The following is a 23,112-nucleotide window of genomic DNA, read 5'->3' as shown; positions in this document are numbered from 1 at the left end:
AGAAGCAAAAGTTGATGACAATAATTCAGCTACACCAGCAATTAATGATGTAATTGAAGGCGATAAAGTTATCACTGGTAAAGGTGAACCAGGAGCGGATATTGTTGTAACTGATGATAATGGAAATATTATTGGTGAAACTAAGGTTAATGATGATGGAACTTGGTCAGTAATTGTACCTGATGGCAAAGAACCTAAAGCAGGTGATGTTATTAGAGCAACTCAAACTGAAGAAGGAAAGACACCAACATCAGCAACTACAGTTGTTAAAGAAAGATATACTCCAGGTGAAGTTGATGAACCGATAATTCGTGGTAGAGATCACAAGACTCCAACTTATCCAGTTTATACAGTAGTACCTGGAAAGACTGGTCAAGGTTCAACAGTTATCGACAAACTTTGGTATATATTCCACATTGATGAATATGATTACCAAGAAGTTAGAAACTACAAGTCTACTGATCACAAGATGGACGTTACTCCTGTCATTAGAAATGACAGAACTATGCTTCCATTAAGATATGTAGCAGAAGCTATTGGAGCAGATGTTAATTGGGATGCTAAGACTAGGACAGCAACATTTACTAAGGACGGTTTAACTGCTGTAATTCAAATTGACAGCGACGAAATTGTTCTTTCAAATGGAAAGACTATTAAGATGGATGCTAAACCTCTTAACATCAATGACAGAATTCTAGTACCAGTTACTAATGTAGCAAATGTATTTGGTTTAACTAATGGAAATACTCTTGATGGAGTAGACCAAGACATTGAATGGGATGGAGAAGCTAGAACAGCTACAATTTATATTAGAAGATAAATTGTGCAAAGAAGAAAGACCGAGCAATCGGTCTTTTCTTTTACATATTTTTAAAATTTGGAAGGGATTTTTACGAGTAAGTTCTTTATAAGGGTTTGCAATATACAATTTAATTATAAAGAATTTATTGATAAAATTTTAAAGGGAATTTATAGTTTTAGACCATCTTCAATATTTTTAGATGGTCTAAATTTTTTTAATATTTTAATTCTTTTTCTATTATTTTTTTCATGACTTCTTTTTCGTTTTTAAATTTGTGGTCTTTGTAATAGAGGATGATAATTTGTGAGGGGCTTTTTATTTTTTCTCGATTTAAGATTTCAAAGGGAAGGTCTTTTTTTTGAATGTAGTAGCAAAGATTTTTGGCGTCATAAAGTGCGTCTTCTGTATTTATCTTTAGGCTAAATTTTTTGTTTTGAGTTGGAAAATCTTTTGCAAGTTCCTCTTTGTTTTCTAATTTACAAAAATTTAAAAATCCTCTGGAATTTTTTATTATATCTCTATTATTTATTTCGAGGGTGTATTGTTCCTTTGTATTAAAGTAATTTTTATTATAATTTGTCAGTCCCAAAATTTCTATGGTATTGTTTTTTAGTTTTAAATCTTCTATAAAAAACATAAAATTTAAAATATTGAGGGATAATTCTTTACATAAATTTTCACTGATTTTTAAGTCCAAAGAAATTAAATTTTCTAAGCTAATAAAATTATATTCTAAAATTTTTTCTAAGGATTCTTTTTCGCCTTCTACATATTTTTTGAAAAGTGTTTTTATTTTTATGCCTTCGTAATTTTTTTTGTCCTTTAATGCTTCTTTTTCGATAAACTTTTCTATAAGTGCTTTATTTGAATGGGAGGATAGATTAAATATAAAGTTATATTTTTTTGTGATTTCTTGTAGGTCGATGAAATTTAAATCTATGTCTTTATTAAAATAAAATTTTGTTTTTGATTTTATAAAGGGTATGTCAAAGGATTTGCCAGAGTAGGATACAAGTTCTCTTCCTGAAATCAAGGGTAATACTTCTTCCAACAATTTTTTCTCTTCTTTGAAATTTTCTATGCAAAAAGTTTTTACTATTTCTGAATTTTTTTCTATTATACTCACTGCGATAAGGGAATCAATTTCTCGTGAAAGTCCAGAAGTTTCTATTTTTATGTAATTTTTTGAAGTTCTTTTAGTTTTTCTTTCTAATTTTTTCACGCTATCACCAATATAAGTATATCATTAAATTTTTTGCAATTTTATAATTTTTCACCGTAATTCTAATTCCAATTATAAATAGAATCGACAATCATATTATAGTATAATATATGGGAAAGTTTTTATTATGATAGAAGGAAGATTTATGATTTATTTAGATAATTGTGCAACTACAAAGCCCGATGCGGAAGTTATTGATATGATGATGAAGGCACTTGTCCATGATTTTGCAAATCCTTCGTCTCTTCACAGCTTTGGTCATAGGGTTGAAAGGGAAATTGAGGTTGCTAGAAAAAATGTCGCTGCACTTATTGGTGCTAATGCTGATGAAATTTATTTTACATCGGGAGGAACGGAAAGCAATAATATTGCTATACATGGTGCTATTCTAAAAAATAGGAGAAGGGGCAAGAGGATTATAACTTCTGCCATTGAACATGCATCTATTGACGATCAATTTAAGCACTACAAAGAACTTGGCTACGATGTTTGTTATTTAGATGTGGACAATACTGGTGCAGTCGATGTAGAAAAGTTTAAAGAAGCGGTAAGTGAGGATACCATTTTAGTTTCTCTCATCTATGTTCACAACGAGCTTGGTACTGTAAATAATATTAGAAAACTTTTTGATATTGCAAAGTCAAAAAACAAAAATATTTTGTGCCATGTTGATGGAGTTCAAGCTGTTGGAAAAATTCCCGTTGATGTAAAGGACTTGGGCTGCGATACTTTTTCTTTTTCTTCACATAAAATCTATGGGCCAAAGGGCATGGGCGCTCTTTACAAAAGAAGGGATTTAAACATAGAAAGTCTTGTAATTGGCGGTGGTCAAGAAAGAGGTCTTAGATCGGGTACGGAAAATGTGCCTGGCATACTTGGTTTTGGCAAGGCTTGTGAACTCACTAAAAGAGATTTAGAAAAGAGGCTTAGCCATGCGAAAGAGATAAAGGATTATTTTCTTGAGAAATTAGGGGAGAATTTAGAGGATTATAAGATAAATACGCCAGAAAATGCTACGGATTTTATAATTTCTCTTTCAATTTTAGATATTAGGGCAGAGGTTCTCCTCCACTACTTAGAAGGCGATGAGATTTACATTTCAACGGCATCTGCTTGTAATTCTAATGGTACACACAAGTCCAATACTTTAAAGGCAATTGGTCTATCAGATAAGTATGCAGAAGGGACAATAAGAGTTTGTACTTCAAAGGATACTACAAAAGGAGAAATAGATATTTTTGTGGAAAAACTTGTTAAGTATGTAGGTGAAATTAGAAATATTATTAGGGGGTGATAAAATGAAAAAAGTTATGGCGCTCTCCCTTGGTGAGCTTGTATTAAAGGGAAAAAATAGATATAAATTTGTAAATAAACTTATTTCAACTATTAAGAGAAATCTTAGAAATATTGACCATGGCAAAATTTATCAAAATATGGGAAAGGTCTATGTGGAACTTGTGGCTGATAATGAGGACAAGATGATAAATCGTCTTAAACACGTCTTTGGCATTGTCTATATTGCGCCTTGTTATGTTGTGGAAACTAATTGGGATAAAATTGAAGAAGGCGTAATAACAATTGTGGATGAAGCTTTGAAAAAAAACCCAAATTACAAAACTTTTAAGGTAAAGACAAATAGAGGCGACAAATCCTTCCCGCTTAATTCCATGGAAATAAGTGCCAAAATAGGCGGCATTGTCCTTAAAAATTTTGATATAAAAGTAGATGTTCACCAGCCGGATTTTTATGTTTACTGCGATTTAAAAAAGGATACTTATATTTATATAGACAAATTTAAGGCTTATGGTGGACTTCCATCTGGCACAAATGGCAGGGGACTTCTCCTCCTTTCTGGTGGGATTGACTCTCCAGTTGCTGGATTTTTAATGGCGAAAAGAGGTGTCCTCGTGGACTGTTTGCACTTCCATTCCTATCCTTTCACTTCTGAAAGGGCAGAGGAAAAGGTAAAAAAACTTGCAGAGGATATTTCTACTTTTTCTGGAGAATTAACTTTTTATTCTGTAAATATTTTGGATATTCAGAAGGAAATTAATATAAATTGTCCTGAGGATGAGATGACTATTATCTCCCGTAGATTTATGATGAGAATTGCAGATAAAATTGCAAAAGAAGGGAGATATGATTGCATTATCACTGGAGAAAACCTTGGACAAGTTGCATCACAAACTATTGATGGTCTAAAGGTTACTAATGATATTACAGAAAAACTTGTCTTTAGACCACTTATTGGCATGGATAAGGTAAATATTATAGACATAGCCAAGGACATAGATACTTACGAGACATCAATCCTTCCCTTTGAAGATTGTTGTACGGTGTTTTTGCCAAAGCATCCACTTTTGACGCCAACTGTGGAGGGAATAGTAAAATCTGAGGAAAAACTTGACTGCGACAAGCTCGTAGATGAAGCTTTAAATAAAATGAAAATAGAAAAAATAGGAGGAAGCAATGAAGAATAAAAACAGAGGTGCTGTGGGGATTATTGCAATAATAGCTATTGTCGTTGTATTTGCAATTTTCTTTGGCGGACAGTGGAATAATCTAGTTAAACTAGATGAGGATGTAAATGGTGCATGGGCACAAGTTCAAAACCAAGTAAAAAGGCGTGCAGATTTAATTCCAAATGTTGTAGAAACTGTTAAGGGTTATGCAAGCCACGAAAAGGAAACTTTTACAGAAATAACAAAGGCTCGTGCTGGTATTTCTGAGGCAAGCACACCTAAGGAACTTGCTGAAGCAAATGATAATTTGACAGAAGCTATTGGAAGGTTAAATGTAGTGGTAGAAAACTATCCAGAGCTAAAGACAAATCAAAATTTCTTAGATCTACAAGCACAACTTGAAGGCACTGAAAATAGGATTGCCACTGAAAGAATGAGATATAACGAAACAGTTAAAATTTACAACCAAAAAGTTAGAAGATTTCCAACAAATATTATTGCAAAAATTTTAGGATTTAGTGCAAGAGATTATTTTGAGGTTTCAGAAAAGGATAATAAAGTACCAGAAGTTAAGTTTTAGGTGATTAAGATGAAAAAATTGGCAGCTACAATTTTATTTGTATTCACCTTGATATTCAATGTTTATGCAGCCTTTGACAAAAACAATATGTCCTATAATGTCTATGACGAGACAAATACTCTTAGCCAAGATACAATAGATTATTTAAATAAGACAACTTATGATTTAAAAAAGAAAACTGGTGGAGAAATTGCCGTAATTGTAGTAAAGGATTTAGAAAATTATTCTATTGAAGAGTATGGCACGAAAATTTTTAATGATATAAAAATTGGAGATAAAGACGAGGATAATGGAGTTCTATTGCTTGTGGCATTATTAGACGATACACATAGATATGTGAGAATAGAGACGGGATATGGCTCTGAGGGTTTTATTCCCGATGCCTATGCTTCGAGGATTATTAGGGTTATGGGAAAAGTTGTTTCTGAAAATGAAGGCGACAGACCCTTTGAGAAGGCAATCCTAGAAGGCTATGCTCAGATTGTTAAATTATATGAAAGGGAATATGATGTTGACATTGTGGCGAGAGAACCACAAGAAGAAATCAATTATTCTGACGATTATAATGATGAAGGCGGTGCCTTTGAATCTATTATTAAAATTGTAATTATTATATTTATAATTTCAATAATTTTCGGAGGTTCAAGTCGTGGATCTGGTGGAAGAGGTTCTGGTGGAAGAAGGCGAAGAGGTCCGATAATATTCTGGGGACCTGGAAATTTTGACGACGATTTTGGCGGAGGCTTTGGTGGCTTCGGTGGAAGTGGCGGCTTCGGAGGATCAGGTGGAGGTTTTGGCGGCTTCGGCGGCGGAGGTTCATCTGGTGGCGGTGGTGCTAGCGGAAGTATTTAGCCTCATCTAGCTAAAGCTAAATATAACTGAAAAAATTCCAATTAAAATTATTTGATGAAGAAAATATATTAATAGAGAATGCCTTCCCATGACATTTATAAAGTTGTGGGAGGCTTCTTTTTTTGCGACTTTTATAATATAAAATAAGAAGTATCCCATATAGAATAAAAATATCCATGGAATTATTGGAAAATAATCTCCTGATGAAAAATTTTTGTCGGGAAAACCAAGAAAAAATAAATTCAGGTCGTAAAAAGACTTTGGAAGATGAAATCTATTAAAGAAAATACTTCCATAGTAAATATTTTTTAAAGTTATAAATAAAATTGTGTTGACAATAAGTCCAAATTGTGGATTTATTTTTTTTATGAAATTTTTTAAAAGCATGTGAATTAATGTTGCAGCAGCAAAAAAATGAATGATGCCAAAATAAATTGCATCATCTCTTGAAAAAATATAGGATCCCACAGTGATTAAAAGAGAAAGTCCAGTTAAAATCAAAAACTTTTTCTTAAAATTATGTGAAAAATGTGTAGAGTAACCTGAAATCAAAATAAAGGAAGTACAAATGTATTGTTGGTAGTAGTAAAAGTCATGATTAAAATTAAAGCCATAAAAATTTTCAAGATCAAACAAGCCGTGAAAAATTATCATATTTATAATAGTAAAGCCACGCAAAAAATCTATGGCATTGTATCTTTTTTTTGTAGTATCCATTTTACACCTCTGGAAAATTATAACATAAATCAGAGATGCATAATAAATATTAAGTAAGAATATAGAAAAAGCCACAAGAGAATACTTTATAATATTCTTTTGCAGCTTTTTATATAAGAGATTATTCAGTATTTACTTGTAAGAAAAAGGTAAACACCTTTTATAATAAAATAAGATAGAAATCCGAGAATACCATAAAATACTTTATCAGACATAATCATTCATCCCCTTGACATCTATAAGGATCTAAATTGCACTCATTAACATATATAGGTCTTCTGGTTAATTTAGCCTCTGACTTTATGTATTTTTCTATTCTTTCTAAGCCGTAAGATATCCAACTAGCTGGTGGTTTTCCTGTAGTATACTCAATAACTCCATCTATTACCCAAGCAACTACAACTCCACTAAAAAAAACAGCTAGTGCCGAAGACCTATCTTGAAAATTATTATCACTGTTTGATATTTCTATAGATGTTGAGCATGAGTTATCTGTAGAGTAGTCATATTGATTAGCAAAAGCATTGATAGGACTTATTAATTGTAATGTCAACAAAGATATAGGTAATAGTGTACCAAAAGTTTTTTTCATAAATACCTCTTAATAATTTAGTGTGATTAAATAATAAATCGAAAAATTATATTTGTCAATGTAAAATTTTGTAAATAAATAATATACAAATAAATAATCTTGACATTATTATTTTTAACATTTATACTCTAATGAGTTTAATAATTTAAGTAATTTGTTTAATATTTTAGGTGATGCAATGGATATTGGAAATAAAATAAGAGATATGAGAATTGAAAAAGGTCTTACGCAGGAAGAACTCGCAGATAGATCGGAACTCACTAAGGGATTTATCTCTCAAATTGAAAGAAATTTGACATCGCCTTCTGTTGATTCTCTTTTAGATATTTTAGAGGCTCTTGGGACAGATCCTTCTCATTTTTTTAAAAAAGAAGAAAATGAAAAAATCACTTTTAAAGATGAGGATTTTTTTGAAAGTGAAAATGAAGAACTTGGCTATGTTCTTGATTGGGTTGTGCCCAATGCACAAAAAAATGAAATGGAGCCTATGCGAATAAAAATAAGTCCTGGTGGAAAATCAAAAGAGGTTCAACCCTACGAGGGGGAAGAGTTTGGCTATGTCATAAGAGGTAGCGTAACTCTAATTTATGGAAATAAAGAGTATAAAGTTAAAAAGGGAGAAAGTTTTTATTTTAAAGCAAATAGCTCCCATTATTTAAAAAATGAAGGAAAGTGTGAAGCTGAGATTTTGTGGATTTCTTCTCCACCAAATTTTTAGGCGGTGAATTATGGAAAATTATGTAATTGAATTAAAAAATGTAACAAAAAGTTTTGACGACAATGTTATTTTAAAGGATTTTAATATTAAGGTTAAAAAGGATGAATTTCTTACAATTTTAGGGCCAAGTGGTTGTGGAAAGACAACTATTTTAAGATTAATTGGCGGTTTTGAAGCGCCAGATGAAGGGCAAATTCTTTTTAATGGCAATGATATTACAAATAAAGAGCCTTATGAGAGAAAGATAAACACAGTTTTTCAAAAGTACGCTCTTTTTCCACATATGAATGTCTACAAAAATATTGCCTTTGGTCTTAATATTAAGAAAATGGACAAAAAACTTATAAAAGAAAAGGTAAGGGAAGTTTTAAAACTCGTAAATTTAGAGGGCTTTGAAAACAGAGAAATTGAATCTCTTTCTGGTGGACAGCAACAGAGAATTGCTATTGCAAGAGCCCTTGTAAATGAACCTGAGGTTCTTTTGTTAGATGAACCTCTTGGTGCACTTGACTTAAAACTTAGGCAAGCCATGCAGATTGAGTTAAAGAGAATTCAAAAAAGTGTTGGAATAACTTTTATTTATGTTACTCACGATCAAGAAGAAGCACTTTCTATGAGCGATACTATAATTGTTTTAAATAATGGCAAAATTCAACAAATGGATACTCCGCTAAATATTTATAATGAGCCTAAAAATGCCTTTGTTGCTGATTTTATTGGCGAATCAAATATTATTAAGGCAAAAATGTTAGAAGATTTTAAAGTAAGATTTTTGGATTATGATTTTGTCTGTGTGGACAAGGGATTTAATAATGGAGAAGATGTTGAAGTAGTTGTAAGACCTGAAGACGTGCTTTTAGTAGATGAAAATTATCAAATTGAAGGAACTGTTACAAGTTTAGTCTTTAAAGGTGTTCACTACGAAATGACTGTGGATGTAGATGGTTATAGTATGCTTGTGCAATCAACTGAAAAAAGAGAAGTGGGAGATAGGACAGGCATTGTTATAAAGCCCGATTTAATCCATGTAATGAGGTTGTCATGAAAAAATTTTCAATTGTATATTTATTTTGGGGATTAGTTTTTATTGTATTGCCGCTATTTTTGATACTAGCTCATGCGCTAAGTTCCAATACAAATTTAGCTGATTTTTCCTTTACTTTAGATAATTTTGCAAGATTTTTTGAGCCTTTATATGTAAAAATTTTAATTACTTCCATAATTCTTGCTGCTGTTTCAACTCTTTTTTGTCTAGTAATTGGATATCCAGTTGCCTATATTATTTCAAAAATGAGTGAAAAAGTGAGAAATAATTTGATTTTAGTTTTTATAATTCCAATGTGGATGAATTTTCTACTAAGGACTTATGCTTGGCTAACACTTCTTGGAAATAATGGTCTTATAAATAAATTTATTGGACTTTTTGGTCTTGGACCTTGGGACTTAATGTATAATTCTAAGGCAATTATGATAGGTATGGTTTATAACTTTTTGCCTTTTATGGTTCTTCCAATTTATACAGTGCTTCTAAAAATGGATCAAAAATTAATTGAAGCTGCAAAGGACCTTGGAGCAAATGATTTTAAAGTTTTTGTAAAAGTTATTTTTCCACTTTCACTTCCAGGCATTTACACAGGTATAACTATGGTATTTATTCCTGCGATTTCTACTTTCGTAGTGCCAAACTTACTTGGTGGAAACAACTTCTACTTAATAGGAAATTTAATTGAAAAGCAGTTTACTTTCACGGGAGATTGGGGCTTTGGTTCTGCTATTTCCATGGTGCTAATATTTATTATGCTTTTGATTTTATTAATACCAAAATTATTTAATAAAAAAATTAAAACTGGAGAGATGCAAGGAGGTTTGATGTGAAAAAAATAATAGATAGAATTTATTTGTTTTTGACCTTTATATTTTTGTACGCACCAATAGTTATTCTTGTGGTCTTTAGTTTTAACAATTCAAAATTAAGGGGATCTTGGGCAGGCTTTACTTTAAAGTGGTATAAAAAGCTATTTAACGACCCAGCAATTTTATCATCTCTTTGGACTACAATTCTTGTTGCAGTAGTTGCAACAGTTATTTCTACGATTGTGGGAACAGTTGCTGCCATTGCAATAAATGAACTTCGTGGCTTTAAAAGGGATGTTATATTAAATATTAATTATCTTCCAGTGATAAATCCTGATATTGTAACAGCAGTTGCACTAATGGGATTATTTGGACTATTTAATATAAGAATGGGATACACCACTATGATTATTTCACATATTACTTTTTGTATTCCCTATGTAATTTTGTCAATCCTCCCAAAGTTAAATCAATTAAATAAAAACACAGTTGAAGCAGCCTTAGATTTAGGAGCGACGCCAACTTATGCAATTATGCACGTGGTAATTCCACAGATAAAACCTGCAATACTTACGGGTGCTTTGATGTCATTTACACTTTCCATTGACGATTTTGTAATTTCTTTCTTCAACACTGGACAAGGAGTTTCAAATTTATCAATTACAATTTATTCAATGGCTAGAAAGGGAATAAACCCTTCAATAAATGCAGTTTCAACACTTATGTTAGTATCATTATTAATTTTACTTGTAATAATTAACAAGAGAAGTGAAAAAAATAAAAATTTTGAGGTGAATCTATGAAAAAAATAATTTTAGCACTATCACTATTAATGCTTTTAACTTTAACTGCTTGTGGTAAAGAAAAAAGTGCAAAGGAAGAAATTTACGTTTATAACTGGGGTGAATATATTGACCCACAAATTTTAAAGGATTTCCAAAAGGAAACGGGAATAAAGGTAAATTATGGCACTTACGCATCTAATGAAGACCTTTATATAAAGATGACTCAATCACAAGACAAGTACGATGTAGTAGTTCCAAGCGATTATATGATTGAAAGACTTTCTAAGGAAGGTTTAATTCAAGAAATTAATTTTAAAAACATTCCAAATTTTGATGGAGTTGAAGATAATTTAAAAAATCCAACTTTTGACCCCGAAAATAAATATTCAGTGCCATATTTCTGGGGAACTGTGGGAATTGTCTACAATAAGAAAGAGGTTAAAGACCCAGTTGATTCTTGGAATATTTTGTGGAATGAAAAATACAAAAATCAAATAATTATGTATAATTCACAAAGAGATACTATTGGCATTGCACTAAAAAGACTTGGTTACTCCCTAAATTCTACAAGTGAAAAGGAATTGCAAGAAGTAAAGAAATCTCTTATTGAACAAAAACCTTTAGTTTACGCATATCTCGACGATGATGGACGTGATGTAGTAGTGCAAGGAGATGCAAATCTTTCTGTTATGTATTCTGGGGATGCACTTCTAATGATGCAACAAAATAAAGATTTAGATTATGTAGTGCCAAAGGAAGGTTCTAATATTTGGTACGACTCTATGGTTATACCAAAGAACGCAAAGAATGTTTCTGGAGCAGAAAAATTTATTAATTATATGCTTAAACCTGAAGTGCAAGCTAAAAATGCAGAATACTGTGTTGGATACACTTCACCAGTTAAGGGCGTAAAAGACCTTCTTCCTGATGAAATTAAAAATTCCAAGGTTGCATATCCAGACATTGACAAACTTCCACCACTTGAAGCTTTTAGAGATCTTGGCGATTTTATAAAAGTTTACGACAGAATTTGGACAGAAATAAATGCTTCTAATCTTTAATATGCTAATAAATTTGTTTATTTTAAGACCTTCATGTGTTATTATAATATAAGCGAAATGTTTTCATAATGGAGGTTTAAAATGAACAAGAGAATAAAAAAGCTTGTAATACTTGCAATTTTCTTATTAGCACTTATGTTAGTTTCTTTAACCGCTTTTTTTAGCAAGTCTCTTATGTGGCCAAATTCAAATGTGGAAAGAAAATTTGATGGAATTTTATTTAACAATTCCGATGGAGTTGAAAATCTTCAAGTTGCCAGATCTGTTGTCGACGATGGCGGTGAAAAACTTATAAAATACGATGTAAAATTCAATTACACGGGCGAAGACACGACTGCAAGAATAATGGGTACACCTGTTAGACAAATTTTCTTTGGCGAAGGAGTAAAATTCAGCAAGTCAAAGGTAAATCTAAAGGGTGATTTTGATAAAATAAACAAATCACTTTTTGAAGAAAAATTAAAATTAAAGGTTAAAGATTTCTACAACAAAACTGATAATAAAGAGTTTAAAGCAGTTAGTGAAGTAAAACTTAATTTGTCAGAAAAAGTTGGGGAATATGAGTTTGAAGTTTATTACAATCCAAACCCACTATATTTTTCTGGTGGACAAAAAGTTGAAGACGCATCAATATTCGTAACTAATGCTAAGGTAGAAAATTGGACAGAAACAACAAAATCAACTGATAGCGTAAAGGAAGCTTATACAAATTCCGGTTATTATATAAATAAATTAGAATTAATTAACCAAAGTTTGATTAATAAAATTTCACTGATTAACACAATTGCAACAGTGGTATTTTTAGTGCTAACACTTGGCGTAATTGCACTAATTTGGATAGACAAGGGAAGTTTCCCAATTTATCTAGGGGCATTGTTTATTATGATTCCTGCTTTCTTTAGATTTATGGACAAGGGAACAAGTAACCTTGGGGTACTAATTGTATATCCAATTTTAGGATTTATTGCATCAATAGTAGCGAGATTTTTATCAGCAGATGAGGATGCAACTTTTGGAATAAAAGAATTGAAACAGTCAGTAGCATTTTTATTAATGTATTTTGTAATTTCAGTTGTATTATTTATAATTCCAAGAGTATTTATAGGTTAAAAATTTTAAAATTTAAAGCTCAACTAAGTTGGGCTTTTTTTATGAAAACTTTTTTATTGTTATAACTTACATTAAAATTGAAATACTTTTAGTTATAATATATAATTTAATTAAATAACAATAGGAGGATTTTTTATGAAGAAAAAACTAAGTTTAGTCGCAGTTTTATTGTTAGCAATGACACTTGTTGCTTGTGGTGGCGGAAATAAAAAGGATGCAGGAAAAGATGCAAACGCTACTAATAAAAAAACTACAGAAGAAGCTAAGACTACTGATGTAAATGTTGGATTTGTAACTGACGAAGGTGGAGTTAACGACCAATCTTTTAACCAAGGTGTTTGGGAAGGATTACAAAAAGCTCAAAAAGAACTTGGAGTTAAAGCTGAATACATTGAATCTAAAGATACTAAGGACTATACTCCAAATTTAGAAACTTTTGCGGACCAAGAAAAGAATTTAATTGTTGGTGCTGGTTTTAAAATGGGCGATGCAATAGCTGAAGCTGCTGCAATGTATCCTGAAACTAATTATGCAATAGTTGACGTAGACGTAACTGCTGGAAAAGATGGTAAAAAAGTTGAAGCTCCAAAGAATTTACTTGGAATTATGTTTAGGGCACAAGAACCATCTTTCTTAGTTGGCTATATTGCTGGTATGACTTCTGAAACTAACAAAGTTGGATTTGTTGGTGGACAAGAAGGTAATATTATTTGGGGATTTGAATATGGTTACAGAGCTGGCGTTGATTATGCAGCTAAGGAAAAGGGAACTAATATTGAAATTCTTAGCCAATATGTAGGTAATTTCACTGATGCTCAAAAGGGCAAATCAATTACTGCAACAATGTTCCAAAATGGAGCTGACGTAGTATTCCATGCAGCTGGTGGAGCTGGAGAAGGCGTTATTGAAGCTGCTAAAGAAGCTGGTAAATGGGCAATTGGTGTAGACAGAGACCAAAGCGATAGAGCTCCTGAAAATGTATTAACTTCTGCAATGAAAAATGGCGATGTTGCTATTTATCAAGTTGTAAAAGATATGCAAGAAGGCAAGTTTGAAGGTGGAAAAACTATTGAGCTAGGTCTTGCTAATGACGGAGCAGTTGGCATTGCACCAACTTCTGACAAAAATGTTAAACCAGAAATCTTAAAGAAGGTTGATGAAATCACTAAAAAGATTATTTCTGGCGAAATTAAAGTTCCTTACAACAAAGAAACTTACGAACAATATAAATAATTTTAATAGGTAAAGATTTAAAAAATCATCTCATTGATAAATGAGGTGATTTTTTATTACAATTTATTTTTAAATTTTATAAATCTTTGGTATAATTTAGTAAACATAACAAAGGAGCGTTTGTCTTGGAAATTGATAATAAAGATTTAGTCGTTCGCATGAAGAATATCACAAAAAAATTTGGAGATTTCATTGCAAACGACGGTATTGATCTTGATATTAGAAGAGGTGAAATTCATTCTCTTCTTGGAGAAAATGGTGCTGGAAAAACTACTCTTATGAATATGCTTTACGGCTTGAGTTCTCCTACATCGGGTGAAATTTATATAAATAACGAGAAAAAAGAGTTTAAGGATCCAAATGACGCAATAAAAGCAGGACTAGGAATGGTTCATCAGCATTTTATGTTAATCGAACCCTTTACTGTAGTTGAAAATATTGTACTTGGAATGGAACCTATGAATGGAATTAAGGTAGATATAAAAAAAGCTAGGGAAGATGTTATTGCTCTTTCTGAAAGGTATGGTTTTAAAATTGATCCCGATGCTAAAATTGAAGATATCACTGTTGGTACTCAACAAAAAGTTGAAATTTTAAAGGTGCTTTATAGAGGTGCTGATATTTTGATTTTTGACGAGCCAACAGCTGTTTTGACGCCTCAAGAAATAACTGAACTTATTGAAATTATTAAAAATCTTTCTAAAGAGGGCAAGTCAATTATAATTATCACTCACAAGTTAAGGGAAATTAAACAAATGGCACATAGGTGTACTATAATTAGACGTGGCAAAAAAATAAAAACTGTGAATGTTTCTGATGTAAGTGAGTCTGAACTTGCGGACATGATGGTTGGTAGGACTGTTCATCTTGATATTAATAAAAGTGATGTAAAGGCTGGAGAAACTATTTTAGAAATCAAAAAATTGTGTGCAAGGGATTTTAGAAATGTAAAAAAACTAGATGACCTTGATTTAGATGTAAGAGCGGGAGAAATCCATGGCATAGCTGGTGTAGATGGCAATGGCCAATCTGAACTGATTGAAACTCTTACAGGACTTAAAGCAGCTGAAAGTGGTTCAATTCTTTTTAAAGGCGATGAAATTATAAATAAAAGTCCAAGGGAAATTATTGAAAAGGGCATTAATTCAATTCCTGAAGATAGACAACTTCGTGGTTTAGTCCTAAATTTTAGCGTTGCAGAAAATATTATTTTAAAAAATTATTATAAAGACAAATACTCTAAAAATGGAATTTTAAATTTTAAAAATATTGAGGAATATGCGACAAAGCTTGAAGATGATTACGACATTAGACCTAGAAATATTAAAAGACTGGCGGGAGAACTTTCTGGTGGAAATCAACAAAAGGTAATTTTAGCTAGGGAGATTTCTGATGACCCAGATTTGTTAATCTCGGCGCAACCTACTAGAGGACTTGATGTTGGTGCTATTGAATATATTAGAAACTTTTTGATTAATCAAAGGAACAAGGGCAAGGCAGTGCTTCTAATATCCTTTGAGCTTGACGAAATCATGGCATTATCAGATAGAATTTCTGTAATATATAATGGCAAAATTTTAAAAACTTTTGATGCAAAGGATACTAATGAGAGTGAAGTAGGACTATACATGGCAGGAGGTAAAAATGAAGAGAAATAGATTTTTATATACAGTGCTTGCCATTGTACTTGGAATTTTAATTGGTTCTATTATTCTTTTAATTAGTGGTACAAATCCAATTGAAGCTTACAAGGTTATTTTTCTTGGTGCCTTTGGCAAGCCAAAATATATTTCATGGACAATTGTAAAGGCGGTACCACTAGTCCTTACTGGTCTTTCCGTTGCCTTTGCCTTTAATACAGGTCTTTTTAACATTGGAGCTGAAGGACAATATATTGTTGGTTCAATTGGTGCTTTAGTAGTGGGACTTTTATTAGATTTGCCACCTGTTATTCATGGAATAGTTGCTCTAATTGTCGGTGCACTTTGCGGTTATCTTTGGGGTGCAATTGTTGGAGTTTTAAAGGCAAAGTTTGAGGTAAATGAAGTTATATCTTCAATTATGATGAACTGGATTGGATTTTATTTAAGCAATTATCTTTTGAGTTTTCCAATTTTAAGAAATATTGAGTCAGATAACTCCTATCCAATAAGAAAATCTGCAAGTATAAAAATTCTTGGAGAATGGAAGATGAGCGAAGGTGGAAAGGCTTTTTTGGCACAAAATAAATTTTTAAGGGATATTTTAAATCCACCAGTAAATTTTGGAATAATAATCGCCATTGTGGCAGCAATAGTAATTTGGTATATCCTTAAAAAGACTACTTTAGGTTATGAACTTCGAGCAGTTGGTTTCAATCAAAAGGCAGCAGAATATGGCGGAATTAATATTAACAAATCTATTGTAAAGTCCATGGGAATTGCAGGATTTTTGGCGGGTCTTGCAGGAGCGATAACTGTGCTTGGAGTTTCAGGAGATATTGGAATGATGGCGGCACAAGAAGGTTATGGCTTTGATGGAATGGCTGTGGCACTTATTGCTGGAAACAGTCCTATTGGAACAATTCCAGCGGCACTTCTCTATGCAGGGTTAACTTATGGTGGAGGAAAACTTACCACTATTGGCACTTATTCAGAAGTTGTAAAAATAATTGTTGGTATTATGATTTTATTTATAGCAATGCCAAAACTTTTAGATATGATTAAATTTTTCTTCCAAAAATGGTCAAAGAAAGAAGTAAATAACATAGATAAGGGAGGAGCAAATGAATAGTTCACTTTTAAGTTTAGCAAGTATTTTATCAATTACACTTTTATATTCAGCACCTCTTATCTATACAGCTCTTGGCGGAGTTTTATCAGAAAATGCTGGAGTTGTTAACATTGGACTTGAAGGAATGATGTCCATTGGAGCAGTAGTTGGTTCTATTGTTGGATATTATGTGGGAAATCCTTGGATTGCCTTTTTATGCGGTGGACTTGGAGGTATGCTCGTGGCACTTCTTCATGCCATTGCTACTATAAATTTTGCGGCTGACCATGTTGTAAGTGGTATTGCAATAAATTTAGTTGGACCGGGACTTTCTCTTTTCCTTTGCAGACTTTTCTTTGATGGGGCTGCAATGTCAAAATCTATTCCTTACGAAAATAAACTTCCAGTTTTATTTGGACATTTATTTAAAAATGGAAGTAGTGGCATTAGTAAATTTTTGGATATTGTTTTTTCACAATATGTATCAGTGTATATTGCCTTTGTAATAGTATTTATAGTTTACTTTTTGCTTTATAAGACAAGACTTGGACTTAGAATTAGAGCAGTAGGGGAATATCCAAGAGCGGCAGAAACTCTCGGCATAGATGCTTACAAAATAAAATATATTTGCGTTTTGGCATCAGGATTTTTGGCTGGACTTGGTGGAGCATCGATGTCACTTGCCGTTGTTTCAAATTATAGAGAAACGCTTATTTCTGGACAAGGATTTATCGCTCTTGCTGCAGTTATTTTTGGTGGATGGAGACCACAAGGTGCAATGCTAGCTTGTCTATTATTTGGTTTTGCACAAGGTCTTTCAGTTTTCCTTGGCTCAATTGGAATAAAAATTGACACAAATGTGCTTTCAATGATTCCTTATGCAATTACACTTATTGTGTTAATTGTATTTGTTAAGGGTTCTAGAGCACCATCTGCTGATGGAATCCCTTACGAGAGAAATAATTAAAAAATAAGTTAAGTTTTTATCTCACGATTAAAGTCGTGAGATTTTTTATTGAATAATAACTTTATGGATTTATAGAAAATATTATATTAATGAATTAGTGAGATAAAAGAAAATTTCATAAAAAAATTTAGGCAAATAAAAAATTTTAAATTAAAAAATGACTTCTTTTCAGGATTATAAAAGATTTTCTACTTTCAAATTTTTAAGTAGAATCATATACTTTAAATAAATTTAGTGTTATAATTATAACAAAAGGTAAAAATTAGGCTTAGGCCGAATAAGGGGTGAAGTTTTATGAGTTCAAGAAATCTCACTTTTTCCGTAGGTGGAGTTCACATGGACGAACACAAAACTTTGACAGAAAAAATTGCAATTGAGAGGATGCCAAGTCCTAAAATTGCTTACATACCTATGTCACAACATATTGGAGCGCCTTGCTCACCAGTTGTTTCAAAGGGTGATTCTGTTAAAGTTGGTCAAAAGGTGGGCAGTTCTGATGCTTATATATCAGCGGACATACACTCATCTGTATCAGGTACAGTTAAAGAAATTAAAAAGATGTATACTGCTGATGGAAGGTATTGTGATTGTGTCGTTATAGAAAACGATGGCAAAGATGAAATGGTAGATGACCTTAAATCTTTTAAGGATTATAAGGATCATCCAATTGACGATTTAATTCCTTTCATAAAAGACAAGGGAATAGTCGGTATGGGTGGTGCTGGTTTTCCACTACACGCTAAGTTAAAGAGTGAAAATCCAGTGCTAGATGAATGTATAATAAATGGTGCAGAATGTGAGCCTTTTCTCACTTGTGACCATAGAATTATGCTAGAAAAAACGAAAGAAATATTAGAAGGATTAAACATCTTCTCATATTTTTACAATCAAAAAGTTTCTTACATGGCAATTGAAGAAAATAAACCAGATGCAATTGCAAAAATGGAAGAAGTTATTTCCCAAAATCCTAATTGGAGTCACTTAAAAGTTGTTGGATGTCAAACTAAATATCCACAAGGTGATTCAAAGAGGCTTTCTGAAGCTGTTGTTGGACGAATTGTCCCACAAAATGGTGTAACTAATGATGTTGGAGTTTTCCTTACAAATGTTGGTACAACTCTTGCATTTTATGAAGCAATGATTGAAGGAAGACCTTCTTACGAAAGGGTAATAACTGTCAGCGGTTCTGGTATTAAGGAACCAAAGAATATTTTGGTTAAAATAGGTACTCCAGTGGGAGATATTTTAGATTTCTGCGGAGGAGTTAAGGAAAACTTTAAAGAAATTATTTGCGGTGGTCCTATGACTGGCAAATCTGTGTTTAGCCTTGATGCGCCTATTACAAAAACTACTTCAGGTATTTTAGTTTTCACTGAAAAAGAAGTTACAGAAAGAATTGAATCTCCATGTATTAGATGTTCAAGATGCGTAGATCACTGTCCAGCAAATATTAATCCAACAGATATTAATCATGCAATTTTAAAGGGAGATGTTGATTTATGTATTAATTTACATGCTGATCAATGTATGGAATGTGGTATATGTTCCTTCGTTTGTCCAGCAAAAAGACATCTAAGTGCATCTGTTAAATTAGCTAAAAGAGAAATCAGAGCTAATCAAAAGAAATAGGAGGGATCAATTTGGAAAATAATAAAATAACTAAAGATCCGATTACAGTAAATGAAGCTCGCTTCGTTTCACTTGCTCCACACATTAGATCAAATGATACTGTTCAAAAAATTATGCTTGATGTAATCATAGCACTAGTTCCTGCAATGATTGCTGCAGTTTATTTTTTTGGCATGAGATCAATACTTCTTATTCTAACTTGTGTTGTAGCTTGTGTGGCAACTGAGTATATTACTCAAAGTGCACTTAAAAAGACTGTACAAATTAAGGACTTATCTGCTGTTGTAACTGGAATTTTAATCGCACTTAATATGCCTCAATCTTTCCCATTATGGATGGCAGCTTTCGGATCAGTTTTTTCAATTTTAATTGTTAAAGAATGTTTTGGTGGTATTGGTTTTAATTTTATGAACCCTGCACTTGCTGCAAGGCTTGTACTTATGGCTTCATGGCCAAAACAAATAACAGATTATATTTCACCAGAATTACTAAAACAAAGCATTACAACTTCAGCTGCAACTATGGACGGAGTTTCATATGCAACTCCACTACAAATCATCGCAAGTGGAGATTTATCAAAACTTCCAGCTATGAGCGATATGTTTATTGGTAATATTGGCGGTGTAATTGGAGAAACTTCAGCAATTGCACTTTTAATAGGTTTTGTATATTTAGTAGTTAGAAAAGTTATTTCTTGGGAAATCCCAGTAATATATGTTGCAACTACTGCAGTATGTCTTGGAATTCTTGGAATTCCTATGAATGTGATTCCTTATGAATTACTTGCTGGTGGTTTGTTACTTGGTGCTATTTTTATGGCAACTGACTACACTACAAACCCAATTAATAGAAAGGGAAGAATTATATTTGCCCTTGGATGTGGTATTTTAACTGCAGTTATAAGAGTAAAGGCATCTCTTCCAGAAGGTGTATCTTATGCAATATGTCTAATGAACCTTGCAACACCTTTAATTGATAAACTTACAATAACAAGTGCATACGGGGAGGCGAAGTAAATGAAAGAACCAGTAAAATTTGGAATTATACTTTTAGTTTTCTGCGCCCTATCTGCAGGATTATTGGCAGTTGTAAATAGTTTTACTGCTCCAGTAATAGCAGAAACTGAATTAAAAAATACACTTGCATCTTATAAAGTTATTTTTGGAGATAACGCAGATGGCTTTGAAGAATTTGACAAAGCTAAATTAGATTCAATAAAAGAAAAATATCCAAATATCGAAAAAATCTTTGTTGCTAAAAAGGCAGACAAAGTTGTTGGATATGGTGTTAACGTAAAGTCAAATGGTTATGGCGGAGCTATGACAAATGCTCTAGGTTTCTTGCTTGATGGAGATAAAATCGCAGGATTTAGAAATATCTCCAATGGTGAAACTAGTGGATTTGGTTCTAGGATCACAACAGATGAATATTATCCATCTTACGAGGGAAAATCTGCAGCAGGTCCTTTGAAACTTTCTAAAGAACCAAAGGCTGATGATGAAGTTAAGTGGCTTTCATCTGCAACAATTTCATCTAAAGCTGCTCTAGCAGGTTCTAACGACGCTATTAAAGTTTATAACGAAGTTTTAAAGAATGAATAAGGAGGATTAAATGAAATTATCTAAAGTTTTTTTAGACGGTGCTTTTAAAAACAATCCCGTATTCATGCAACTTATAGGGCTTTGTTCAACACTGGCTATTACAAATAATTTAACAAACTCAGTAGCAATGGGTGTTGCAGTTACTTTTGTACTTATAATGAGTAATGGAGTAGTATCTGCACTAAGAAATATAATACCTGATAAAATAAGAATTCCTTGTTTTATCGTAGTAATTGCTACTTTCGTAACATTAGTACAAATGATACTTCAAGCTTATTCACAACCAATATATGCAGCACTTGGTATTTTCTTACCATTAATCGTAGTTAACTGCTGTATTCTTGGTGAAGCGGAAGGTTTTGCTTATAAAAATGCTCTAGTTCCATCAATTGTCGACGGAATTGGAACAGGGGTAGGATATACTATTGCAGTAGTTGCAATGGGTCTTGTTCGTGAATTTTTCGGATATGGTACATTATTTAATGTGCATATTTTGCCAGAATCTTATCCAGGAATTGGAATTATGGGTGCGCCAGCAGGTGCTTTCATTCTACTTGGATTTTTAATAGCAGGATTTAGATTATTACTTAATAGGAGGGCAGACTAATGTTAGAAAGTATTTTTACGATTTTAATTTCAACAATACTTGTAAATAATTATGTTTTTGCTCAATTCTTAGGAATTTGTCCCTTCTTAGGAGTATCTTCAAAGACAGAAACTGCTCTTGGAATGGGAGTTGCCGTTACCTTTGTAGTTGTACTTGCATCTGCAATAACATGGCTAATTCAAATTTTTGTATTAGATAAATTTGGGCTTGAGTATTTACAAACAATTGCATTTATTCTTGTAATTGCATCACTTGTACAATTTGTAGAAATGTTTATTAAGAAGTCATCACCTTCACTTTATCAAGCAATGGGTGTATATCTTCCACTTATTACTACAAACTGTGTCGTTCTTGGTGTAACAGTTTTAAATGTTCAAAATGGATATAACTTAATAGAAACAATATTTAGCGGATTTGGAGCTTCAGTAGGTTTTACACTTGCTCTTGTACTTATAGCAGCACTAAGAGAAAAGTTAATGCTTGCTAATGTACCTAAGGCACTTCAAGGAGTTCCAATTGCACTTATAAGTGCAGGCTTAATGGCAATTGCATTTTCAGGTTTCGGCGGATTGGTATAGGAGGTAATTATGGAAATTAGTACAGTTCTTACCCCAGTGTTGTTTTTAGGAATTGCAGGAGCCTTTTTTGGAGTAATTCTATCAATAGCATCAAAGGTTTTTTATGTAAAAGTAGATCCAAGGGTCGCTGAAGTTAGAGATTGCTTACCAGGAGCAAACTGTGGAGCTTGCGGCTTTCCTGGATGTGACGGACTTGCAGATGCTATTGCAAAGGGTAAGGCACCAGTAAATGGTTGCGTAATCGGTGGAGCAGAAACGGCTGAAAAAGTCAGTCAAGTAATGGGTGTTAATGCAGGAAATGTAGAAAGAAATGTTGCCTGTGTCCTTTGTCAAGGAGATTGCAATAAGGCAAAGAATAAATATGACTACAATGATTTAGTTGATTGTAGATTAATTTCAGACTATCAACAAGGTGCAAAAGCTTGTAACTATGGTTGTTGTGGTGGAGGAACTTGTGTAAGTGTCTGTGAATTTGACGCAATTCACATGGTAAATGGCGTTGCAGTAGTTGACAAGGAAAAATGTGTTGCCTGCATGAAATGTATTAACATTTGTCCTAAAAAAATCATTGCACTTAGACCTTACAAATCAAAGACAGTTGTTGAATGTAAATCACTTGATTCAGGAAAAGTTGTTAGAACTAATTGTTCAACTGGTTGTATTGGATGTGGCATTTGTGAAAAGAATTGTCCAAAGGATGCAATTCATGTAGAAAACAACTTGGCATCAATTGATTATGACAAGTGTATAAACTGTGGAATTTGTGTTTCAAAATGTCCAACAGGAGCAATTTATTGTGAATATCCTGAAAGAGTGGAAAAAATGAAACAAAAGGAAAAAGAAAAGAAGGAAAAAGAAAGACAAGCAAAACTTGAAGAAGCAAAGCTAAAGAAAGCAGAAGCAGATAAAGTTAATGCTTAATCTCAATTAATTTGATATCTTAAAACAAAAGAACTGTCTATAACGACAGTTTTTTTGCTTTAAAATATTA

The 23,112-nt window shown here is 32.5% G+C and carries 24 protein-coding genes; 21 read left to right on the top strand and 3 right to left on the bottom strand.

Annotation, left to right across the window (positions count from 1 at the left end; genetic code table 11):
* On the top strand, nt 1-820 hold an 820-nt coding region (locus ACQRC6_RS08735), incomplete at its 5' end, for a stalk domain-containing protein (RefSeq protein WP_427848574.1).
* Nucleotides 821-1,016: 196 nt separating this feature from the next.
* On the opposite strand, the gene ACQRC6_RS08730 is transcribed toward ACQRC6_RS08735, so the two are convergent.
* A complete protein-coding gene (locus tag ACQRC6_RS08730) occupies nt 1,017-2,024 on the bottom strand; it encodes a ribonuclease H-like domain-containing protein (protein ID WP_075659096.1) in 1,008 nt (335 codons plus the stop codon).
* A 145-nt stretch (nt 2,025-2,169) separates the two neighbouring features.
* Here ACQRC6_RS08730 and ACQRC6_RS08725 point away from each other — a divergent pair, with 145 nt between their 5' ends.
* The 4 genes from ACQRC6_RS08725 to ACQRC6_RS08710 are packed head-to-tail and all read left to right on the top strand — an operon-like array spanning nt 2,170 to nt 5,918.
* Nucleotides 2,170-3,318, top strand: a complete 1,149-nt coding sequence (locus ACQRC6_RS08725) for a cysteine desulfurase family protein (RefSeq protein ID WP_075659095.1) — start codon at nt 2,170-2,172, stop codon at nt 3,316-3,318.
* A 4-nt stretch (nt 3,319-3,322) separates the two neighbouring features.
* A complete protein-coding gene (gene thiI / locus ACQRC6_RS08720; RefSeq protein ID WP_075659094.1) occupies nt 3,323-4,504 on the top strand; it encodes a tRNA uracil 4-sulfurtransferase ThiI in 1,182 nt (393 codons plus the stop codon).
* Nucleotides 4,494-5,066: a LemA family protein gene (locus ACQRC6_RS08715; protein ID WP_075659093.1), complete on the top strand. Its 573-nt coding sequence runs from the start codon at nt 4,494-4,496 to the stop codon at nt 5,064-5,066. Before thiI ends, ACQRC6_RS08715 begins: the two co-directional genes overlap by 11 nt.
* 9 nt (nt 5,067-5,075) lie before the next feature.
* Nucleotides 5,076-5,918: a TPM domain-containing protein gene (locus ACQRC6_RS08710; protein ID WP_427848573.1), complete on the top strand. Its 843-nt coding sequence runs from the start codon at nt 5,076-5,078 to the stop codon at nt 5,916-5,918.
* Nucleotides 5,919-5,924: 6 nt separating this feature from the next.
* Here ACQRC6_RS08710 and ACQRC6_RS08705 read toward each other — a convergent pair whose 3' ends face one another.
* Complete coding sequence (locus tag ACQRC6_RS08705; protein WP_427848572.1) at nt 5,925-6,635, bottom strand: heparan-alpha-glucosaminide N-acetyltransferase; 711 nt, start codon at nt 6,633-6,635, stop codon at nt 5,925-5,927.
* A gap of 217 nt (nt 6,636-6,852) precedes the next feature.
* Nucleotides 6,853-7,227 carry a hypothetical protein gene (locus ACQRC6_RS08700; RefSeq protein ID WP_427848571.1) on the bottom strand — a complete coding sequence of 125 codons (375 nt, stop codon included), beginning with the start codon at nt 7,225-7,227 and terminating at the stop codon, nt 6,853-6,855.
* Nucleotides 7,228-7,405: 178 nt separating this feature from the next.
* Between ACQRC6_RS08700 and ACQRC6_RS08695 the strand changes: the two genes are divergently transcribed.
* The 16 genes from ACQRC6_RS08695 (at nt 7,406) to ACQRC6_RS08620 (ending at nt 23,042) form a co-directional block, all read left to right on the top strand.
* On the top strand, nt 7,406-7,945 hold the full coding sequence (locus tag ACQRC6_RS08695; RefSeq protein ID WP_427848570.1) for a helix-turn-helix domain-containing protein: 540 nt from the start codon (nt 7,406-7,408) through the stop codon (nt 7,943-7,945).
* Nucleotides 7,946-7,955: 10 nt separating this feature from the next.
* Complete coding sequence (locus tag ACQRC6_RS08690) at nt 7,956-8,990, top strand: ABC transporter ATP-binding protein (protein WP_427848569.1); 1,035 nt, start codon at nt 7,956-7,958, stop codon at nt 8,988-8,990.
* Nucleotides 8,987-9,820 carry an ABC transporter permease gene (locus ACQRC6_RS08685; protein WP_427848568.1) on the top strand — a complete coding sequence of 278 codons (834 nt, stop codon included), beginning with the start codon at nt 8,987-8,989 and terminating at the stop codon, nt 9,818-9,820. Before ACQRC6_RS08690 ends, ACQRC6_RS08685 begins: the two co-directional genes overlap by 4 nt.
* Nucleotides 9,817-10,602, top strand: a complete 786-nt coding sequence (locus tag ACQRC6_RS08680) for an ABC transporter permease (RefSeq protein ID WP_427848567.1) — start codon at nt 9,817-9,819, stop codon at nt 10,600-10,602. Before ACQRC6_RS08685 ends, ACQRC6_RS08680 begins: the two co-directional genes overlap by 4 nt.
* On the top strand, nt 10,599-11,645 hold the full coding sequence (locus ACQRC6_RS08675) for an ABC transporter substrate-binding protein (RefSeq protein ID WP_427848566.1): 1,047 nt from the start codon (nt 10,599-10,601) through the stop codon (nt 11,643-11,645). The genes ACQRC6_RS08680 and ACQRC6_RS08675 overlap by 4 nt, the downstream gene beginning before the upstream one ends.
* Before the next feature lie 81 nt (nt 11,646-11,726).
* Nucleotides 11,727-12,755, top strand: coding sequence for a hypothetical protein (locus tag ACQRC6_RS08670; RefSeq protein ID WP_427848565.1), 1,029 nt, complete (start codon nt 11,727-11,729; stop codon nt 12,753-12,755).
* Between the two features lie 135 nt (nt 12,756-12,890).
* The gene (locus ACQRC6_RS08665) at nt 12,891-13,988 is read left to right on the top strand and encodes a BMP family lipoprotein (RefSeq protein WP_427848564.1); all 1,098 of its coding nucleotides are present in this window, start codon (nt 12,891-12,893) and stop codon (nt 13,986-13,988) included.
* 125 nt (nt 13,989-14,113) lie between these two features.
* Nucleotides 14,114-15,646 carry an ABC transporter ATP-binding protein gene (locus tag ACQRC6_RS08660; RefSeq protein WP_427848563.1) on the top strand — a complete coding sequence of 511 codons (1,533 nt, stop codon included), beginning with the start codon at nt 14,114-14,116 and terminating at the stop codon, nt 15,644-15,646.
* Nucleotides 15,633-16,760, top strand: coding sequence for an ABC transporter permease (locus ACQRC6_RS08655; protein ID WP_427848562.1), 1,128 nt, complete (start codon nt 15,633-15,635; stop codon nt 16,758-16,760). Before ACQRC6_RS08660 ends, ACQRC6_RS08655 begins: the two co-directional genes overlap by 14 nt.
* Nucleotides 16,753-17,706 carry an ABC transporter permease gene (locus ACQRC6_RS08650; RefSeq protein ID WP_427848561.1) on the top strand — a complete coding sequence of 318 codons (954 nt, stop codon included), beginning with the start codon at nt 16,753-16,755 and terminating at the stop codon, nt 17,704-17,706. Before ACQRC6_RS08655 ends, ACQRC6_RS08650 begins: the two co-directional genes overlap by 8 nt.
* Before the next feature lie 294 nt (nt 17,707-18,000).
* Complete coding sequence (rsxC, locus tag ACQRC6_RS08645; RefSeq protein WP_427848560.1) at nt 18,001-19,335, top strand: electron transport complex subunit RsxC; 1,335 nt, start codon at nt 18,001-18,003, stop codon at nt 19,333-19,335.
* A gap of 11 nt (nt 19,336-19,346) precedes the next feature.
* Nucleotides 19,347-20,351, top strand: a complete 1,005-nt coding sequence (locus ACQRC6_RS08640; RefSeq protein ID WP_427848559.1) for an RnfABCDGE type electron transport complex subunit D — start codon at nt 19,347-19,349, stop codon at nt 20,349-20,351.
* Nucleotides 20,352-20,936, top strand: coding sequence for an FMN-binding protein (locus ACQRC6_RS08635; protein WP_427848558.1), 585 nt, complete (start codon nt 20,352-20,354; stop codon nt 20,934-20,936). It abuts the gene before it with no gap.
* A 10-nt stretch (nt 20,937-20,946) separates the two neighbouring features.
* The gene (gene rsxE / locus ACQRC6_RS08630; protein ID WP_427848557.1) at nt 20,947-21,543 is read left to right on the top strand and encodes an electron transport complex subunit RsxE; all 597 of its coding nucleotides are present in this window, start codon (nt 20,947-20,949) and stop codon (nt 21,541-21,543) included.
* Nucleotides 21,543-22,121: an electron transport complex subunit RsxA gene (rsxA, locus tag ACQRC6_RS08625; protein ID WP_293558161.1), complete on the top strand. Its 579-nt coding sequence runs from the start codon at nt 21,543-21,545 to the stop codon at nt 22,119-22,121. Before rsxE ends, rsxA begins: the two co-directional genes overlap by 1 nt.
* A gap of 9 nt (nt 22,122-22,130) precedes the next feature.
* Entirely contained in the window at nt 22,131-23,042 is a 912-nt protein-coding gene (locus ACQRC6_RS08620) for an RnfABCDGE type electron transport complex subunit B (protein WP_427848556.1), read from the top strand.
* Nucleotides 23,043-23,112 lie beyond the last annotated feature (70 nt).

Origin of the sequence: Peptoniphilus sp. SGI.035 (genome assembly GCF_050315115.1) — a bacterium.
In the GTDB taxonomy this organism is placed as follows: domain Bacteria; phylum Bacillota; class Clostridia; order Tissierellales; family Peptoniphilaceae; genus Peptoniphilus_A.
The sequence above is the reverse complement of the archived record's forward strand: the minus strand, read 5'-3'. Positions and strand labels throughout refer to the sequence as shown.

Bases quoted from the DNA above. Each gene is read 5' to 3' on its own strand.
- ACQRC6_RS08635 (WP_427848558.1), top strand. From the start codon at position 20,352: ATGAAAGAACCAGTAAAATTTGGAATTATACTTTTAGTTTTCTGCGCC.
- ACQRC6_RS08670 (WP_427848565.1), top strand. From the start codon at position 11,727: ATGAACAAGAGAATAAAAAAGCTTGTAATACTTGCAATTTTCTTATTA.
- ACQRC6_RS08725 (WP_075659095.1), top strand. From the start codon at position 2,170: ATGATTTATTTAGATAATTGTGCAACTACAAAGCCCGATGCGGAAGTT.
- ACQRC6_RS08700 (WP_427848571.1), bottom strand. From the start codon at position 7,227: ATGAAAAAAACTTTTGGTACACTATTACCTATATCTTTGTTGACATTA.
- rsxC (WP_427848560.1), top strand. From the start codon at position 18,001: ATGAGTTCAAGAAATCTCACTTTTTCCGTAGGTGGAGTTCACATGGAC.
- ACQRC6_RS08655 (WP_427848562.1), top strand. From the start codon at position 15,633: ATGAAGAGAAATAGATTTTTATATACAGTGCTTGCCATTGTACTTGGA.
- ACQRC6_RS08650 (WP_427848561.1), top strand. From the start codon at position 16,753: ATGAATAGTTCACTTTTAAGTTTAGCAAGTATTTTATCAATTACACTT.
- ACQRC6_RS08715 (WP_075659093.1), top strand. From the start codon at position 4,494: ATGAAGAATAAAAACAGAGGTGCTGTGGGGATTATTGCAATAATAGCT.
- ACQRC6_RS08665 (WP_427848564.1), top strand. From the start codon at position 12,891: ATGAAGAAAAAACTAAGTTTAGTCGCAGTTTTATTGTTAGCAATGACA.
- ACQRC6_RS08620 (WP_427848556.1), top strand. From the start codon at position 22,131: ATGGAAATTAGTACAGTTCTTACCCCAGTGTTGTTTTTAGGAATTGCA.
- rsxA (WP_293558161.1), top strand. From the start codon at position 21,543: ATGTTAGAAAGTATTTTTACGATTTTAATTTCAACAATACTTGTAAAT.
- ACQRC6_RS08710 (WP_427848573.1), top strand. From the start codon at position 5,076: ATGAAAAAATTGGCAGCTACAATTTTATTTGTATTCACCTTGATATTC.
- thiI (WP_075659094.1), top strand. From the start codon at position 3,323: ATGAAAAAAGTTATGGCGCTCTCCCTTGGTGAGCTTGTATTAAAGGGA.
- ACQRC6_RS08675 (WP_427848566.1), top strand. From the start codon at position 10,599: ATGAAAAAAATAATTTTAGCACTATCACTATTAATGCTTTTAACTTTA.
- ACQRC6_RS08705 (WP_427848572.1), bottom strand. From the start codon at position 6,635: ATGGATACTACAAAAAAAAGATACAATGCCATAGATTTTTTGCGTGGC.
- ACQRC6_RS08685 (WP_427848568.1), top strand. From the start codon at position 8,987: ATGAAAAAATTTTCAATTGTATATTTATTTTGGGGATTAGTTTTTATT.
- ACQRC6_RS08690 (WP_427848569.1), top strand. From the start codon at position 7,956: ATGGAAAATTATGTAATTGAATTAAAAAATGTAACAAAAAGTTTTGAC.
- ACQRC6_RS08695 (WP_427848570.1), top strand. From the start codon at position 7,406: ATGGATATTGGAAATAAAATAAGAGATATGAGAATTGAAAAAGGTCTT.
- rsxE (WP_427848557.1), top strand. From the start codon at position 20,947: ATGAAATTATCTAAAGTTTTTTTAGACGGTGCTTTTAAAAACAATCCC.